We start from the raw sequence: 16,269 nt of genomic DNA on the forward strand, positions 1-16,269 counted from the left end.
TGCATGCGGCCGTCGTTATAATCGACGGCCGTTCCGCGATTCTTTTTGCAGGTGATTCATACGATGGCAACACCACGCCGCACAACGAAGCAGTCGAAACAAACCGGGGGCACTTTTCTCGGTATCGTGCTGGGCCTGATCGTCGGCCTTGCCATTGCGGTAGTGGTAGCGCTGTATATCACCCGTGCGCCTACGCCGTTCGTCTCGAAGGTAGCGCCGCCCGCCGCGACCGACGCCGGCGCGAGCCAGGCACAACAATACGACCCGAACCGTCCGCTGCAAGGCAAGACGCCGGGTCAACCGGTTCCGCAAGCGGCCCAACCCGCGCCGCCGAACACCGCACCCGGCCAGACCAATTCGCAAACCCAGTCGGGCATGCTGGAAGAACCGCAGATCGTCGAAGTGCCGCCTACGGGCGGTAATGCGAACGGCACGGCGAACGGCTCGGCGAACGGCACGGCAGTCGGCCCGCAGCCCGCGCAGGACAACGGGAACGGCACCACCACCGCACCGACCCGCAAGCCGCAAAGCGCGAGCGCGCCCAGCGCGACTACCGCGGGCTCCGCGCCGAAGAACACGTCGTCCACCGCGGCTGCCAATGCCAAACCGGGTTCCGGCGCGGCGCCGGCACCGGGCGATGCGAACACCGGCTACTTCCTGCAGGTCGGCGCCTACAAGACCGCCGCCGACGCCGAACAGCAGCGCGCGCGGCTCGCTTTCCAGGGCTTCGAATCGAAGGTGACGCAGCGCGATGCGGGCGGTGTGACGTACTATCGCGTGCGCATCGGACCGTTCTCGAAGTTCGAAGACATGAATTCGAACCGTCAACGTTTGTCCGACGCAGGCGTGGACACCGCCGTCATCCGCTTCTCGAAACAGTGAACCGACAATAAGCAATCGCGATCCGTCAGCACGCGCCGGCGCCGAACTCCCGGACTGCAGCGCGTGTCACAAACGTGTCGCCGGCCTCGCGTGAGCGGGCAGGCGAGCACGACGGACATTGAAAGACGTCTGACGCCAAACTCTCAAAACGGTGACGGGCATTTGCGTGGCGCCACCGTTCGACCGTCTCTCTGGACCGACACAACATGAAAAAGCTGCTGAGCATCCTGTTTCTTTCGCTAGGCCTCGTCGCCGCCACAGCGCATGCGTCGCCTGCCGCGCCGGTCTCCGGCAAGGACTACACCGTGCTGTCGAACACTCAACCTACCGACGAACCCGCCGGCAAGATCGAAGTGATCGAGTTCTTCTGGTACGGTTGCCCGCACTGCAACGAATTCAATCCGTACCTGGAAGCGTGGGTCAAGAAGCAGGGTCCGGACGTCGTGTTCAAGCGCGTGCCTGTCGCCTTCCGCGACGACTTCATTCCGCATTCGAAGATGTACCACGCGCTCGACGCACTCGGCGTCGCGCCGCAACTCACGCCGAAGGTGTTCAACGAAATCCACGTCAACAAGGACTATCTGCTGACGCCGGAAGATCAGGCCAAATTCCTCGCGAAGAACGGCGTCGATCCGAAGAAGTACATGGACGCGTACAACTCGTTCTCGACGCAAAGCGCGCTGCAGAAGGACAAGAAGCTGCTCGACGACTACAAGATCGACGGCGTGCCGACGCTGGCCGTGCAGGGCAAGTACGAAACCGGCCCGGCTGCGACCAACAGCCTGCCGGGCACGATCCAGGTACTCGACTACCTCGTGCAGCAGGTTCGCGCCAAGAAGATGTAAAGCCGAAGGCGCCGGAATGAGTTCACCATTGAAGGTTTTCATTACCGGCGCGTCGAGCGGCATTGGCCTCGCGCTCGCCGCCGACTACGCGCGGCGCGGCGCGATTCTCGGCCTCGTCGGCCGCCGCGCCGACGCACTCGCCGCGTTCCAGCAGTCTTATCCCCAGCATGCCGTCTCGGTGTATCGCGTCGATGTGCGCGATGCGGAAGCGCTCGCCGACGCGGCCGCGGATTTCATCGCCCAACACGGCTTGCCGGACGTCGTCATCGCCAACGCCGGGATCAGCGAAGGCGCGGTCACGGGTCAGGGCGATCTGCGCACGTTCCGCGAAGTGATGGACGTCAACTACTTCGGCATGATCGCCACGTTCGAGCCGTTCGCCGCCGCGATGGTCGCCGCGAAACGGGGCACGCTGGTCGGCATTGCCAGCGTCGCCGGCGTGCGTGGCTTGCCGGGTTCGGGCGCGTATAGCGCGTCGAAATCCGCGGCGCTCAAATATCTCGAGGCCTTGCGCGTCGAGATGCGCCCGGCGGGCGTCGGCGTGGTCACCATTGCGCCCGGCTATATCCGCACGCCGATGACCGAGCACAACCCCTACACGATGCCGTTCCTGATGGACGCCGACCGTTTCGCCGAGAAGGTGACGGCGGCCATCGAACGGCGCACGTCGTTCGCGGTATTCCCCTGGCAGATGCGGGTGGTGGCGATGCTGCTGCACGTCTTGCCGCGCTGGCTGTACGACCGCGCGTTCGAGCGCGCACCGCGCAAGCCGCGCGCCGCTGCGGAATAGGCCACGAGCCTGCGCATTGGCCGCAAGCGAGCCTATGCATCCACATGGAGCCGCAAGTTCGATATGGATATGCCGATTAAGTGGTTGTCGCCGCAACCACCCTTCGATAAGCTTTCGCGAACGCCGGACCCTGCAAGCCGCCTCACCGCAACATCACCACACACCACCTGACGCACTGCCTGACTGCGCTCGTTATGGGAGATCCTATGCGCTTCAAACTGCTCGCAGCCGCCCTACTGTTCACGGCGCCCGCGCTCGTGCTCGCGAAACCGCTGACTGTCTGTACCGAGTCGAGCCCCGACGGCTTCGATGTCGTGCAGTTCAATTCGCTCGTCACGACCAACGCGTCGGCCGACGTGATCTTCAATTCGCTGGTCTCGTACGACGAGGCCGCGAAGAAAGTGGTCCCCGCGCTCGCGGACAAGTGGGAAGTCAGTGCCGATGGCCTGAGCTACACGTTCCATCTGCGTCCCAACGTGCAGTTCCAGAGCACTGACTACTTCAAGCCCACGCGCCCGCTGAACGCCGACGACGTGGTCTTCACGTTCGAGCGCATGCTCGACGAGAACAATCCGTGGCACAAGGTGACGGGCGCGAGCGGCTTTCCGCATGCACAGTCGATGGGTCTGCCCAAGCTGATCAAATCGGTCAGCAAGGTCGACGCCGACACCGTCAAGTTCGAACTGAACGCGCCGGACGCGACTTTCGTGTCGATCCTCACGATGGGTTTCGCGTCGATCTATTCCGCGGAATACGCGGACCAGTTGCTCAAGGCCGGCAAGCAGACGGACCTGAACGCGAAGCCGATCGGCACCGGTCCGTTCGAACTGAAGAGCTATACGAAAGACGCGGTGATCCGCTACGACGTGAACCCGAACTACTGGGGGCCGAAGCCGAAGATCGACCGCCTGATCTACGCCATCACGCCGGACGCCACCGTGCGCGCGCAAAAGGTGAAGACCGGCGAATGCCAGATCGCGCTGTCGCCGAAGCCGCAGGATCTGGCCGATGCCAAAAGCGACAAGGCGGTCAGCATCGTGCAGACGCCGGCCTTCATGACCGCGTTCGTCGCGCTGAACACGCAGAAGAAGCCGCTCGACAACCAGAAGGTGCGCGCCGCGCTGAACATGGCGTTCGATCGCACGACGTATCTGAAGACCGTGTTCGACAATACCGCGACGCCGGCCGTGAACCCGTATCCGCCGAACACCTGGAGCTACGACAAGGCCGTGAAGCCGTGGCCCTACGACCCGGTGAAAGCGAAGAAACTGCTCGCGGATGCCGGTTTCCCGAACGGCTTCGAGACCACCATCTGGGTGCGGCCGAACGGCAGCGTGCTGAATCCGAATCCGAAGGTCGGCGCCGAACTGTTGCAGGCCGACTTCGCGAAGATCGGCGTGAAAGCCGAGGTGAAGGTGATCGAATGGGGCGAGCTGATCAAGCAGGCAAAGCAGGGCCAGCACGACTCGCTGTTCATGGGCTGGGCGGGCGACAACGGCGACCCGGACAATTATCTGTCGCCGCTCTTTAGCTGCAACGCCGTGAAATCGGGTATCAACTTCGCGCGCTTCTGCGATCAGGATCTCGACAAGCTGATCGCCGACGGCAAGGCCACGCCGGATCAGGCCAAACGTACGAAGGCGTATCAGCAGGCGCAGCAGATCATTCACGATCAGGCGTTGTGGATTCCGCTCGGTTATCCGACGGCGTCGGTCATTACGCGGACCAATGTCAGCGGGTATCACGTCAGCCCGTTCGGGCGGCAGAATTTCGGCGCGGTATCGGTGCAGTAATCGCGCTCACGCTGCAAACAAAAAGCCCGGCTGCTTTCGTGCAAGCCGGGCTTTTTTTATCGGCGCTTTACCGCGTAAAGCCTGCCGAAAAACGGATCACGCCGTCGTCACCCTGCTTGCGCGTCAATTCCCCGGCGAGCCACAGCAGATGCAAATGCGCGAGCGCTTCGCCCATCGCAAAGGTCATCTGATGGATATCGAGCTTGCGCTTGAACATCATCGGTACGATGTCCGCCGCGCTCTGCGGCTTCGCGGCACATGCCTCGCGCACTTCGGCGAGCCGCGCATCGTGATGCTCGCGCAATTGCCGGATGCGGGTACGCACTCCGCGAAACGGCTTGCCGTGCGACGGCAGAACCAGCGTGTCTTCCGGCATCGTCTCGTAACGGCCGAGCGACTCCAGATACAGCGCGAGCGGCGTGCCTTCCGGTTCCATGTCGAACACCGAGACATTCGTCGAGATACGCGGCAGCACCATGTCACCGGAAATCAGCACGCTCAGCTCTTCGCAATGCAACGCGCAGTGCTCCGGCGAATGACCGAAGCCGGTCACCACCCGCCACGACTTGCCGCCGATCTGCACGCGGTCGCCTTCCCGCAGACGGCGGTACTGCGACGGCAACGACGGCACCAGACTCGAGTAATAGCTGGTGCGATTGCGCAGCGCATCGAGCGATTCGGGATCGCTCAGACCGTGCCGCTCGAAGTGCCGCGCCGCGCCCGCGCCGCCTGCATTCGAACCATCGCCGGCCGCCAGCACGCGGGCCTGCATGTACTCGCCGAGCGTCATCCACAGGCGCACGTTCCAGCGCTGTTTGTCGCCGCCGTTGCAGACCCAGTCGGCGAGACCGACGTGGTCGGGGTGGCAGTGCGTGACGATCACGCGCAGCACCGGCAGGCCGTCGAGCGCCGTCTCGAACACCTTCTCCCAGTTCTGTCTGATCGAGTCCGACGAGATACCGCAATCGACGACCGTCCAGCCCTGTTGTCCGTCGATCTCATCGCGTAGCAGCCACAGGTTGATATGGTCGAGCGCGAACGGCAAGGGCATGCGCAGCCAGCGCACGCCGGGCGCGACGTCCATCGCGTGGCCGGCTTCGGGCAAGGTGTCGTTGAAGGGATAGTCGAGTTGATGTTCGAGTGCGTTCATGGGGATGTCTTCCTCCGTCGGCCCGTGGCATGGCGAGGTATGCGATGCCGCGTAGCGTGGTTGCGTTTCTATCAAGTTGACGATAACGTAAACGTCGATTCTAGCGTTCAATCCGATTTTCTGCCCGCTCAGGGACCGCTCCGATGAACACGCAATACACCATCACCGAGCTTGCACGGGAATTCGACGTGACGCCGCGTGCCATCCGTTTTTATGAAGACCAGGGTTTACTCTCGCCGAGTCGCGAAGGATCGAGCGGCTTGCGGCGCGTGTACTCGGGCCGCGACAGAACGCGTCTGAAGCTCACGTTGCGCGGCAAGCGGCTCGGCTTCACGCTGTCGGAAATTCGCGATCTGCTGGACGTGTATGAATCGCCGACCGACACCGTGCCGCAATTGCAGGCCTTTATCGCCACGGTAGCGCAGCACCGCTCGGTGCTCGAACGGCAACTGGAAGACCTGAACGCCACGCTCGAAGACCTCGCGCAATACGAAGCGCAGGCGCGCGCACTGCTCGAGGCCGGTTCGCGCAAGCAACGTGGAGCGGCGGCAGGCTAGAGATGAATCACTTCCCCAAACTGCTGTCGTCGCAAATCGGCTTCGATATCGCGCAGACCATGCTCGACGGTTTCGACCGGCATTACCGGGTATTTCGCGATGCGGCGATTCACGCGCAGACGCTGTTCGAAAGCGCGGACTGGCACGGCTTGCAAAAGCTTGCGCGCGACCGTATCACCTCGTACGACGAACGCGTCGAAGAATGCGTGGTGTCGCTCGAAGACGAGTACGACGCGGAGAACATCGAGCGCGAAGTGTGGCAGCAGATCAAGCTGCATTACATCGGCCTGTTGACCACGCACCATCAGCCCGAATGCGCGGAGACGTTCTTCAACTCCGTGTGCTGCAAGATTCTGCATCGCTCGTATTTCAACAACGACTTTATTTTCGTGCGGCCGGCCATTTCGACCGATTACATCGAGAACGATTCGCCCGCCGCCAAACCGACGTATCGCGCGTATTACCCGAGCCGCGACGGCCTTCCCGCGACGCTCGAGCGGATCGTCACGAACTTCCAGCTGAACATACCGTTCGACGACCTCATGCGCGATGTCGGCTGCGTGATGCAGGCCATTCACGACGCGTTCGGCGCGTTCGACGAAGCGCCCAACTTCCAGATTCACGTGCTGTCGTCGCTGTTCTTTCGCAACAAGTCGGCTTATATCATCGGACGGATCATCAACGGCGATGCACTACTGCCGTTCGCGGTGCCGCTGCGTCATGTGAAGCCGGGCCTGCTCGCGCTCGACACCGTGCTGCTCAAACGCGAGCAGCTGGCCATTATTTTCAGCTTTTCGCACTCGTATTTTCTCGTCGATATGGAAGTGCCGTCCGCTTACGTGGAATTTCTCGGCGCGCTTTTGCCGGGCAAACCGAAGGCGGAAATCTATACGTCGGTGGGTTTGCAGAAGCAGGGCAAGAACCTGTTCTATCGCGATCTGCTGCGGCATCTGTCGCATTCCAGCGACCGCTTCGTCATCGCGCCCGGCATCAAGGGACTCGTGATGCTGGTGTTCACGCTGCCGTCCTTCCCCTATGTGTTCAAGCTGATCAAGGACCACTTTCCGCCGCCGAAGGAAACTACGCGCGCGCAGATCAAGGAGAAGTATCAACTCGTCAAACGGCACGACCGGCTCGGACGCATGGCCGACACGCTCGAGTATTCGAGCGTCGCGTTGCCTTTGGCACGGCTCGACGATTTGCTGTTGAAGGAGTTGCAAAAGGAAGTGCCGTCGCTGATCGAATACGACGGCGACAACCTCGTGATCCGGCATCTGTATATCGAGCGGCGCATGACGCCGCTCAATCTGTTCCTGCAGAACGGCAGCGACGCCGATGTCGATCACGGCATCCGCCAGTACGGCGATGCGATCAAGGAACTGATGCAGGCGAACATCTTTCCCGGCGACATGCTGTACAAGAATTTCGGCGTGACACGTCACGGCCGCGTGGTGTTCTACGACTACGACGAGATCGAATACCTGACCGACTGCAACGTGCGCGCCGTGCCCGCGCCGCGCAACGAAGAAGACGAGATGTCCGGCGAGCCGTGGTACTCCGTTGGCCCGCACGACATTTTCCCGGAGACGTATGGCACTTTTTTGCTCGGTGACCCGCGCGTGCGCCGCGCGTTCATGCAGCACCACGCGGACTTCTTCGATCCGGCGCTGTGGCAACGGCACAAGGATCATCTGCTGAAAGGCGAACTGCCGGACTTTTTCCCGTACGACCGCAGCGTGCGCTTTTGTGAGCGGTATCCCGAACGTTTCGGCGATCCGGCTCGCGAGCGCGCGTCCCATGACGCCGAGCAAACCGTCGAGCGCAATGCGCGGGCCGCGTGACGATCATGCTTCGCCCCGCTCGCATGCACGCTGAACCGCGCTGAACCGTGATAACCCACCATGAACGCTAACGACTCCACGCTTCCCAATCCGCTCGCGCACCTGTTCGCCAATAACGACGCGTGGGTGACCCGCAAGCTCGCGGAAGATCCCGAGTACTTCTCGCGACTCGCGCATCAGCAGACGCCCGAGTATTTGTGGATCGGCTGCTCCGACTCGCGAGTGCCGGCCAACCAGATCATCGGTCTGCCGCCCGGCGAAGTGTTCGTGCATAGAAACATTGCCAACGTGGTGGTGCATACCGATCTGAACTGTCTGTCGGTCATCCAGTTCGCGGTCGATCTGCTGAAGGTCAAGCACATCATGGTGGTGGGCCATTACGGCTGCTCGGGAGTCGGCGCGGCTTTGCACGGCCGGCGCGTGGGTCTCGCGGACAACTGGCTGCATCACGTGCAGGACGTGCGCACCAAACATGCGGCGCTGCTCGAAAACTGGCCGCTCGGCGAGGCGCGTCACCGGCGTCTGGTCGAACTCAACACCATCGAACAGGTCGTGAACGTGTGCCGCACGACCATTCTCAACGACGCGTGGGCGCGCGGCCAGGACGTGACCGTGCACGGCTGGGTGTATGGCGTGCACGATGGCCGCGTGCGCAACCTCGGCATGACGATCGGCGACGCCGCCGCGCTCGACGAGACTTACCGAAGCTGCATCGCCGCGATTGCCGCAGGCGGCTCGTATGCGGCGGCTACCAAGGATGCCGCCGACGATACCGCCGTGCCCGCGATCGTCGAAGGCGTGATCGCCAGGCTGAAGCACGAGTAATCAAGCACTAGATATCCACGAGAACGACTCAACCCATGAAGGAGACGAACATGACTGACACCCAAGCTGATCCCATCGTTATCGTTTCGGCGGCGCGTACGCCGATGGCCGCATTCCAGGGCGACTTCGCGTCGCTCACCGCACCGCAACTCGGCTCCGCTGCCATCGAAGCCGCCGTGCAGCGCGCGGGCCTGAAACCCGAACAGATCGACGAAGTGGTGATGGGTTGCGTGCTGCCCGCCGGTCTCGGCCAGGCGCCGGCCCGCCAGGCCGCGCTCGGCGCCGGCTTGCCGTTGAGCACCGGCAGCACCACGGTCAACAAGATGTGCGGATCGGGCATGCGCGCGGCGATGTTCGCGCACGACATGCTGGCGGCCGGCTCGGTCGACGTGATCGTCGCGGGCGGCATGGAGAGCATGACCAACGCGCCGTATCTGCTGCCCAAAGCGCGCGGCGGCATGCGTATGGGTCACGGTCAGGTGCTCGATCACATGTTCCTCGACGGTCTCGAAGACGCCTATGAGAAGGGCCGTCTGATGGGCACCTTCGCCGAGGAATGCGCGGGCTCCTACGACTTCACGCGCGAGGCGCAGGACGCGTTCGCGGTGGAGTCGCTGAACCGTGCGAAGCGCGCTAACGAAGACGGCTCGTTTGCATGGGAAATCGCGCCCGTGAAAGTAGCCGGCCGCAAAGGCGAAGTCACCATCGACCACGACGAGCAGCCGTTCAAGGCGAACCTCGAGAAGATCCCGACGCTCAAGCCCGCGTTCAGCAAAACCGGCACGGTGACCGCCGCGAATTCGTCGTCGATTTCCGACGGCGCCGCCGCGCTCGTCATGATGCGCGAGTCTACCGCGAAGCGCCTCGGCGTCACGCCGATCGCGCGCGTGGTCGGCCACTCGACGTTCGCACAGGAACCCGCGAAGTTCACCACGGCGCCGGTCGGCGCGATCCGCAAGCTGTTCGAGAAGAATGGCTGGCGCGCGGAGGAAGTGGATCTGTATGAAGTCAACGAAGCCTTTGCCGTGGTGACGATGGCAGCGATGAAAGAGCACCATCTGCCGCACGAGAAGGTCAACGTGAACGGCGGCGCGTGCGCATTGGGCCATCCCATCGGCGCTTCCGGTGCACGCATTCTCGTCACGCTGATCGGCGCGTTGAAGAAGCGCGGCGGCAAGCGCGGCGTGGCGACGCTGTGCATCGGCGGCGGCGAAGCAACGGCAATGGGCATCGAACTGGTTTGAGGCGCGCACGCCGCCTGCCCTTCTGAACGACACGAGGTGATTCGATGAAAACCGTATTGATTGTCGGTGCGTCGCGCGGCATCGGCCAGGAGTTCGTGCGCCAGTACCGCAAAAGCGGCTGGCGCGTGCTCGCGACCGCGCGCGACGAAGCGTCGCTCGCGGCGCTGACGCAACTCGGCGCAGCGCCCTTTTCGCTCGACGTCACCGCGCCGGAGCAGATCGCCGGACTCGGCTGGAAGCTCGACGGCGAACGGCTCGATGCCGCAATCGTCGTCTCGGGGGTGTATGGCCCGCGCACCGAGGGCATCGAGACCGTCGGCGCGGAAGACTTCGATCAGGTGATGCGGACCAACGTCCGTGGGCCGATGCAGTTGATGCCGATCCTGCTGCCGCTGGTCGAGGAAGCCGGCGGCGTGTTCGCGGTCGTGTCCAGCAGGATGGGCAGCATCAGCGAGGCCAACAGCACGAGCGGCTGGCTGTACCGCGTGAGCAAGGCCGCGCTGAACGACGCGCTCAAGCTCGCGTCGCTCGCCGCACAGCGGGCCACGTGCGTGTCCTTGCATCCGGGATGGGTCCGCACCGACATGGGCGGCTCCACGGCGGCCATCGACCCGCAGCGCAGCGTGAGCGGCATGCGCGAAGTGCTGGCTGCGGCGGCGGCCGATCGCGCCACGTTCAACGGAAGCTTCTATCAATACGACGGCACCGCGCTCGGCTGGTAGCCGAGCCGGCCGCAAGCACGACGACTTAACCCATGAGCCAGCAACCTTTGTCGAAGCAACGACCGGTCGAGTGTCCCTGTGGCGGCGCTGCGCCCAATCCGCGCAGCGATGTCAAAGCGCCGCGCTTCGCGCAATGCTGTGGACGCTATATCGACGACGGTGACATCGCGCCGCGCGCGCTCGAACTGATGCGCTCGCGTTACAGCGCGTTCGTTGTCGGCGCAACGGATTACTTGCGTGCGACGTGGGCCCCGCAAACCTGTCCCGCCGATCTCGACGCCGACACCGACGCGCCCGATGCGCCGCGTTGGCTTGGACTCCAGATCAAGGCGTTCGCCGACACCGGCGAGAACAGCGCGACGGTCGAATTCGTCGCACGTTACAAGGTGGGTGGCCGTGCGCATCGGCTGCACGAGTTGAGTCGCTTCGTGCGCGGCGACGATGGACGCTGGCGTTATGTCGATGGCGACATCCGCGATTAAGCGTCCCCTACCGCCGCATCCTTTCTTAACCTTACGGGACGCAGCAGCGCCCATCGCTTCGAGTTCACCTAAGGCCCTTTAAACGAGGGCCTTTTTTTATGTTGGCTCAACACCACAAACCCCGCGTGGCGTGCGGTTGCTTCGTCCACCCAAGTACCGGCGCGCCGGGCGTTTCGGAGCTCGGGCGAGGCCTCGCTGGACGCGGCAATTTTTTCGTCCCGGGTTTGTCCTGCATTGCACAAAACAAAATTGTCGTGCCAGGATGAGGGCGTAGGTTCATGACGTCACCTTGCTGGAGCGGGTCGAGACCCGACCAGCAAAATGTGCCGATGCCTGCCGGGCACCAGAGAGCGTGGGTCCGGTGGAAGCGGAAAGCAACGTGAGTGACGTTCATCATCGGCGCGTGGGGTCGCGTCGGCCGTTGGGTTCATCCCGTGCGATCTCCAAAGACGTACGTGCGCTTCGCGCACTGCGTACGTGAGTATGTTGTTGTGTGTCGAACCCGCCGACGAAAGCATTTCGTCAGCAGCGAAGTCCGGCAGGCAACACATCACGGTGTTCTGGGCAGGCTTTTTGGGCAGGTACGTCGATGGTGTTCAGCAAGGTTCTGACGAAGTGTGCGGTGATCTGTGCAGCGGCCACGTGCGCTGTCGCACTCGCGCATGCCGACCCGCTCACGCCGCTCGGCGACAACCAGGCCGGCCCGTTGAGCCGCGCGCAAGTGCCGCGCATCGCGCTCGACGACGATGTCTATCTCCCCACCGCCGGTCTGAACGAAAGCATCATTCGCGTGCCGGTCGACGCAGCTGGTTCCGTCACGCTCGAAACCACGGTGTATAAACCCGACGGTCCGGGTCCGTTCCCGATGATCGTCTTCAATCACGGCAAGATGCCTGGCGACCCGCGCCTGCAGGAACGCAGCGACCCGCTGCCGTTCGCGCGCGAATTCGTGCGCCGCGGTTACGTGGTGGTCGCGCCGAACCGTCAGGGCTTCGGCCACTCGGACGGCGCATACGAACAGGACGGCTGCGACGTCGAACGCAACGGCCTCGGCCAGGCCGGCGACGTGGCGGCGACCATCGGCTATATGTCGAAGCAACCGTTCGTGGATGCCTCCCACATCGTGGTGGCCGGTACCTCGCACGGCGGTCTCGCCACGATGGCCTACGGCACGGAAGCCGCGCCGGGCGTGCGCGCGCTGATCAATTTTTCGGGTGGCTTGCGTCAGGACGCGTGCACTGACTGGCAGGGTAATCTGACCCGCGCCTTCGGCACGTATGGCGAGAAAACCAGGGTTCCGTCGCTGTGGATGTACGGCGACAACGATTCGGTGTGGACCCGCCCGCTCGTGACGGGCATGTACACGGCGTATGGCGCGCACGGCGCCAGCGCGAAGATGGTGGACTACGGCGAGTACAAGAACGACGCGCACCGGCTGGTCGGCGATCGTGACGGCGTGCATGTGTGGTGGCCGGCGGTCGAAGCGTTCCTCGCACGGGTCGGCATGCCGACGCGCGTGCAATACCAGGTGGCCGATCCGTCGTTGCCGAAGGCGAGCGGCTTTGCCGCCGTGGATGCAGTGGACGCCGTGCCGTTCGTCGACGAAGCCGGCCGCGCGGGATATCGCAACTTCCTGCATCAGTATCCGAGCCGCGCGTTCGCGGTGTCGGACTCCGGCGCGTGGTCGTGGGCCGAAGGCGGCGACGATCCGATGTCGGTGGCCGTGGCTAACTGCCAGAAGCAAAGCTCGGCGCCTTGCCGGCTGTATGCGGTCGATAACTCGGTCGTATGGGGCGCCGGTTCCTCGACCACGGCTAGCGCCGGTGCGGCGGCGACCGGAACGGTCGGCCGCGGCGCGCTGGCAAGCCGGGAATAAGCGCCCTGAGCCCGGCCTACATGGGCCCAATCTGCCCCATGGGGTGTGGTTGACTACACCCCTTTCTCCTGACCCGACTCGCGCCCTCTCAACACCGCATAAAGCAGAATCGCGCCGAACGTAGCCGTTCCGATTCCGCCGAGTCCGAAGCTGCCCAGCTTCAACGAGAAGTCTCCCGCGCCAAGCACCAGCGTCACGGCCGCGACGATCAGATTGCGGTTGTCCGAGAAGTCCACCCGGTTGACTACCCAGATTCGCGCGCCCGTAACGGCGATCAGACCGAACACGACAATCGATACGCCGCCCAGCACCGGACCCGGAATCGTCTGGATCACCGCGCCGAACTTCGGCGAGAAACCCAGCACCAGTGCGATCACCGCAGCGATCACGAACACCAGCGTCGAGTAGATTTTCGTCACCGCCATTACGCCGATATTCTCGGCATACGTCGTCACGCCCGTGCCGCCCGCAAAACCGGACGCGATCGTCGCCAGTCCATCACCGAGAAACGCACGGCCGACGTAACGGTCGAGATTCTGTCCGGTCATTGCGCTGACCGCCTTGATATGCCCGAGGTTTTCCGCGACCAGAATCACGGCGATGGGCACCAGCAGGGTCATCGCCTGGGCGTTGAAGACCGGCGCCGTGAAGTGCGGCAAGCCGAACCACGCGGCGTTTGCGACGACTGCGAAGTCGATCGGCTTGCCCATGCCGAGACAGTTCGTGACGATCGCGTAGATCGCATACGCGAGCAGCAGGCCGACCAGGATCAGCAGGCGCTGCAGCATGCCGCGCGCGAAGACCGCGACCGCGCCGACGCAGAGCACCGTGACCAGCGCCATCCACGAATCGAAGTTGCTGCCGCTCACGCCGTGCACTGCGATCGGCGCGAGATTCAGACCGATCACGCAGACGATCGCGCCCGTGACGACCGGCGGCATCAGCGTCTCGATCCAGCGCGTGCCGATGGCGGAGACGATCAGTCCGATGATCGCGTACACCGCGCCGCACGCGATGATCCCGCCCAACGCGACGCCGATATTCGGGTTGGCGCCGTGTCCGGCATAGCCCGTCACCGCGATCACCAGACCGATGAACGAGAAGCTCGAGCCGAGATAGCTCGGCACGCGGCCGCCGACCAGCACGAAGAACAGCAGCGTGCCGATGCCCGACATGAAGATGCACAGGTTCGGATCGAAACCCATCAGCAACGGCGCAAGCACCGTCGAGCCGAACATCGCGACGACGTGCTGGATGCCCATCGCGAACATCTGCGGCCACGCGAGCCGCTCGTCGATGCCGACGATCTGGCCGTCGCGGGCGGCAGGCTGGCGGCGCCAGCGCGGGAAATAGGAATCGGCCATCGCGGGGTCTCCTTTATTCGATGTGTTGTCGGTGTTGTCGATGTGTCGTCGAGGTGTCCGGGGGCGGCGCCGCTCAGGGCCGCCGTCCGGATTCAGGCGCGAGTGTACGGAGTGGCTCGACGACCCGCAAGGGCGCGCGGTGGCGCTCAGCCGTGCTGCGCCTGCAGCGAAAACACCGTGACCGCCGCCTGCAGATGGCGCGCCTGATCCGCCATCGAAGCCGCCGCCGCAGCAGCCTGTTCGACCAGCGCGGCGTTCTGCTGGGTCACGTCGTCCATCTGCGCGACGGCGCGGTTCACCTCTTCGATGCCCGTGCTCTGTTCGCGCGACGCCGACGAAATCTCACCCATGATGTCGGTCACCCGCTGCACCGCGTGCGTGACCTCGGCCATTGTCTGGCCGGCGCGCTCGGCGAGTTGCGCGCCGTTGCCGACCCGCGCCGTCGAGTTCTCGATGAGCTCCTTGATCTCCTTCGCCGATACCGCGCTGCGCTGCGCGAGCGAACGCACTTCCCCTGCCACCACGGCGAAACCGCGTCCCTGTTCGCCGCCGCGCGCCGCTTCCACCGCGGCGTTCAGCGCGAGGATATTGGTCTGGAACGCGATGCCTTCGATCACCGCGATGATGTCCGTCATGCGCCGCGAACCGGCCGCGAGTTCGCGCATCGTCTCGACCACGTCGCCGACCAGATGGCTGCCGCGCGCCGCCACTTCCGAGGCGCCGTGTGCAACGCCGCCCGCCTGCTGAGCGTTCTGCGCATTCGCCTTCACCGTCGAGGTCAGTTCCTGCATGCTCGATGCGGTTTGCTGCAACGCGGCGGCCTGCTCTTCGGTGCGTTGCGATAGATCGGTGTTGCCCTGCGCGATCTCGCCCGACGCCAGCAGAATCGATTCGCTCGACTCGCTGATGCCCGCGACGATTCCCGCCAGACGTTCGCGCATGTTGCTCAATGCGAACAGCAGACTGCCGGTATCGTCCGCGCGCGTGTCGACGCGCACGCTCAGGTCGCCGCCAGCGATGCGGTTGGCAATCTGCACCGCGTAGTCCGGTTCGCCGCCCAACTGCCGCGACAGACGCCGCGCGATCAACGCGGCAAGCCAGGCGCCGACCACGAGCGCGCCCAGCACCAGCGCGAGCATCACGACGCGCATGCGGCGATAGCGCGCGGTCGCGTCGTCCTGCGAATGCGTCGCCTGCTGACGGCGATAGTCGATCAGCGCGGTGATGCGATCGCGCAGCGCCTCGCTCGACGCAATCGCGCGCCGCACGAGTTCGTGATCGTCGACACCGGCGGGTATCGGCGCGAGGCCGATCTGCTGATGCACGATGTCGTCCCACACCGCCGACCTGCTCAGCACCTCGTCGAACATCGCGCGATCTTCGGGCGTCGCGATCGTCGCGCGATACTGGTCGTACGCATCGTGCAGGCCTTTGAGCGATGCCACGATGGTGTCCTTCAACTGCCGGCGACCCGCGTCGTCGGCTGCGTAACCGAGATTGGCCGCGCCCAGATCCGCGTCGATCTTGTGGCGGTTCGCCTCTTCGAGCCAATACAGCCCATCCATACTTTTGTCGCAAATTGCGTCGGTGATGGCGTGCATCGACGCCAGCGTGCTCAGCGACGTGGCGCCGATCACGACAACGAAGCCGATCACCACGGCAAACGCCAGCAACAACTTCCTGAAAACCGGCATGCGGTCGAACCACTTCATTTCGCTTTCCTTCGTTAACCTGATCGATCGCCTGATCGCCGCGCCCTCGCGAGAAATTCGCGAGCGACAGGATGCGCAGCGGCGCCCACCCTTTTACGGCGCGAGCGGACGGACCTGAAGCGCCAAATAACAGGGATAACCGGGACAGGATGATGTAAGGCGTTGTTGGCTAACTGGCAGATCTGC

The 16,269-nt window shown here is 63.9% G+C and carries 14 protein-coding genes; 11 read left to right on the forward strand and 3 right to left on the reverse strand.

What is annotated here, in order from left to right; all coding sequences use genetic code 11:
• Positions 1-45 precede the first annotated feature (45 nt).
• The 4 genes from FQ746_RS18865 to FQ746_RS18880 all read left to right on the forward strand — a co-directional run bounded on the left by FQ746_RS18865 (position 46) and on the right by FQ746_RS18880 (position 4,310).
• Positions 46-882 carry an SPOR domain-containing protein gene (locus FQ746_RS18865; protein ID WP_144111163.1) on the forward strand — a complete coding sequence of 279 codons (837 nt, stop codon included), beginning with the start codon at positions 46-48 and terminating at the stop codon, positions 880-882.
• A gap of 206 nt (positions 883-1,088) precedes the next feature.
• Positions 1,089-1,727 (forward strand): thiol:disulfide interchange protein DsbA/DsbL, encoded by a 639-nt coding sequence (locus tag FQ746_RS18870; protein WP_144111164.1) that lies wholly within the window; start codon positions 1,089-1,091, stop codon positions 1,725-1,727.
• 16 nt (positions 1,728-1,743) lie between these two features.
• Complete coding sequence (locus FQ746_RS18875; protein ID WP_144111165.1) at positions 1,744-2,517, forward strand: SDR family oxidoreductase; 774 nt, start codon at positions 1,744-1,746, stop codon at positions 2,515-2,517.
• A gap of 206 nt (positions 2,518-2,723) precedes the next feature.
• Positions 2,724-4,310, forward strand: a complete 1,587-nt coding sequence (locus tag FQ746_RS18880) for an ABC transporter substrate-binding protein (protein ID WP_144111166.1) — start codon at positions 2,724-2,726, stop codon at positions 4,308-4,310.
• Between the two features lie 67 nt (positions 4,311-4,377).
• Here the strand turns inward: FQ746_RS18880 and FQ746_RS18885 are convergent, their stop codons facing one another.
• Positions 4,378-5,460, reverse strand: coding sequence for an MBL fold metallo-hydrolase (locus FQ746_RS18885; RefSeq protein WP_144111167.1), 1,083 nt, complete (start codon positions 5,458-5,460; stop codon positions 4,378-4,380).
• A gap of 143 nt (positions 5,461-5,603) precedes the next feature.
• Here FQ746_RS18885 and FQ746_RS18890 point away from each other — a divergent pair, with 143 nt between their 5' ends.
• The 7 genes from FQ746_RS18890 (at position 5,604) to FQ746_RS18925 (ending at position 13,007) form a co-directional block, all read left to right on the forward strand.
• On the forward strand, positions 5,604-6,017 hold the full coding sequence (locus tag FQ746_RS18890; RefSeq protein ID WP_144111168.1) for a MerR family transcriptional regulator: 414 nt from the start codon (positions 5,604-5,606) through the stop codon (positions 6,015-6,017).
• Positions 6,018-6,019: 2 nt separating this feature from the next.
• On the forward strand, positions 6,020-7,858 hold the full coding sequence (gene aceK / locus FQ746_RS18895; RefSeq protein ID WP_144111169.1) for a bifunctional isocitrate dehydrogenase kinase/phosphatase: 1,839 nt from the start codon (positions 6,020-6,022) through the stop codon (positions 7,856-7,858).
• Between the two features lie 60 nt (positions 7,859-7,918).
• Positions 7,919-8,683: a carbonate dehydratase gene (gene can, locus FQ746_RS18900; RefSeq protein WP_144111170.1), complete on the forward strand. Its 765-nt coding sequence runs from the start codon at positions 7,919-7,921 to the stop codon at positions 8,681-8,683.
• A 35-nt stretch (positions 8,684-8,718) separates the two neighbouring features.
• Positions 8,719-9,927 (forward strand): acetyl-CoA C-acetyltransferase, encoded by a 1,209-nt coding sequence (locus tag FQ746_RS18905; protein WP_186310773.1) that lies wholly within the window; start codon positions 8,719-8,721, stop codon positions 9,925-9,927.
• A 44-nt stretch (positions 9,928-9,971) separates the two neighbouring features.
• A complete protein-coding gene (locus FQ746_RS18910; protein WP_144111172.1) occupies positions 9,972-10,649 on the forward strand; it encodes an SDR family oxidoreductase in 678 nt (225 codons plus the stop codon).
• Between the two features lie 32 nt (positions 10,650-10,681).
• Positions 10,682-11,131 carry a YchJ family protein gene (locus tag FQ746_RS18915; protein ID WP_144111173.1) on the forward strand — a complete coding sequence of 150 codons (450 nt, stop codon included), beginning with the start codon at positions 10,682-10,684 and terminating at the stop codon, positions 11,129-11,131.
• Between the two features lie 589 nt (positions 11,132-11,720).
• Positions 11,721-13,007, forward strand: a complete 1,287-nt coding sequence (locus FQ746_RS18925) for a dienelactone hydrolase family protein (RefSeq protein ID WP_144111174.1) — start codon at positions 11,721-11,723, stop codon at positions 13,005-13,007.
• A gap of 53 nt (positions 13,008-13,060) precedes the next feature.
• Here the strand turns inward: FQ746_RS18925 and FQ746_RS18930 are convergent, their stop codons facing one another.
• Positions 13,061-14,371, reverse strand: a complete 1,311-nt coding sequence (locus FQ746_RS18930) for a solute carrier family 23 protein (protein ID WP_144111175.1) — start codon at positions 14,369-14,371, stop codon at positions 13,061-13,063.
• Between the two features lie 146 nt (positions 14,372-14,517).
• A complete protein-coding gene (locus tag FQ746_RS18935; RefSeq protein WP_144111176.1) occupies positions 14,518-16,083 on the reverse strand; it encodes a methyl-accepting chemotaxis protein in 1,566 nt (521 codons plus the stop codon).
• Positions 16,084-16,269 lie beyond the last annotated feature (186 nt).

This window comes from Paraburkholderia sp. BCC1886 (assembly GCF_900996245.1).
In the GTDB taxonomy this organism is placed as follows: domain Bacteria; phylum Pseudomonadota; class Gammaproteobacteria; order Burkholderiales; family Burkholderiaceae; genus Paraburkholderia.

Coding starts and splice junctions, on each gene's coding strand:
- FQ746_RS18885 (WP_144111167.1), bottom strand. CDS start 5,460: ATGAACGCACTCGAACATCAACTCGACTATCCCTTCAACGACACCTTG.
- FQ746_RS18915 (WP_144111173.1), top strand. CDS start 10,682: ATGAGCCAGCAACCTTTGTCGAAGCAACGACCGGTCGAGTGTCCCTGT.
- FQ746_RS18905 (WP_186310773.1), top strand. CDS start 8,719: ATGAAGGAGACGAACATGACTGACACCCAAGCTGATCCCATCGTTATC.
- FQ746_RS18910 (WP_144111172.1), top strand. CDS start 9,972: ATGAAAACCGTATTGATTGTCGGTGCGTCGCGCGGCATCGGCCAGGAG.
- FQ746_RS18925 (WP_144111174.1), top strand. CDS start 11,721: ATGGTGTTCAGCAAGGTTCTGACGAAGTGTGCGGTGATCTGTGCAGCG.
- FQ746_RS18890 (WP_144111168.1), top strand. CDS start 5,604: ATGAACACGCAATACACCATCACCGAGCTTGCACGGGAATTCGACGTG.
- FQ746_RS18880 (WP_144111166.1), top strand. CDS start 2,724: ATGCGCTTCAAACTGCTCGCAGCCGCCCTACTGTTCACGGCGCCCGCG.
- FQ746_RS18930 (WP_144111175.1), bottom strand. CDS start 14,371: ATGGCCGATTCCTATTTCCCGCGCTGGCGCCGCCAGCCTGCCGCCCGC.
- FQ746_RS18870 (WP_144111164.1), top strand. CDS start 1,089: ATGAAAAAGCTGCTGAGCATCCTGTTTCTTTCGCTAGGCCTCGTCGCC.
- can (WP_144111170.1), top strand. CDS start 7,919: ATGAACGCTAACGACTCCACGCTTCCCAATCCGCTCGCGCACCTGTTC.
- aceK (WP_144111169.1), top strand. CDS start 6,020: ATGAATCACTTCCCCAAACTGCTGTCGTCGCAAATCGGCTTCGATATC.
- FQ746_RS18935 (WP_144111176.1), bottom strand. CDS start 16,083: ATGAAGTGGTTCGACCGCATGCCGGTTTTCAGGAAGTTGTTGCTGGCG.
- FQ746_RS18875 (WP_144111165.1), top strand. CDS start 1,744: ATGAGTTCACCATTGAAGGTTTTCATTACCGGCGCGTCGAGCGGCATT.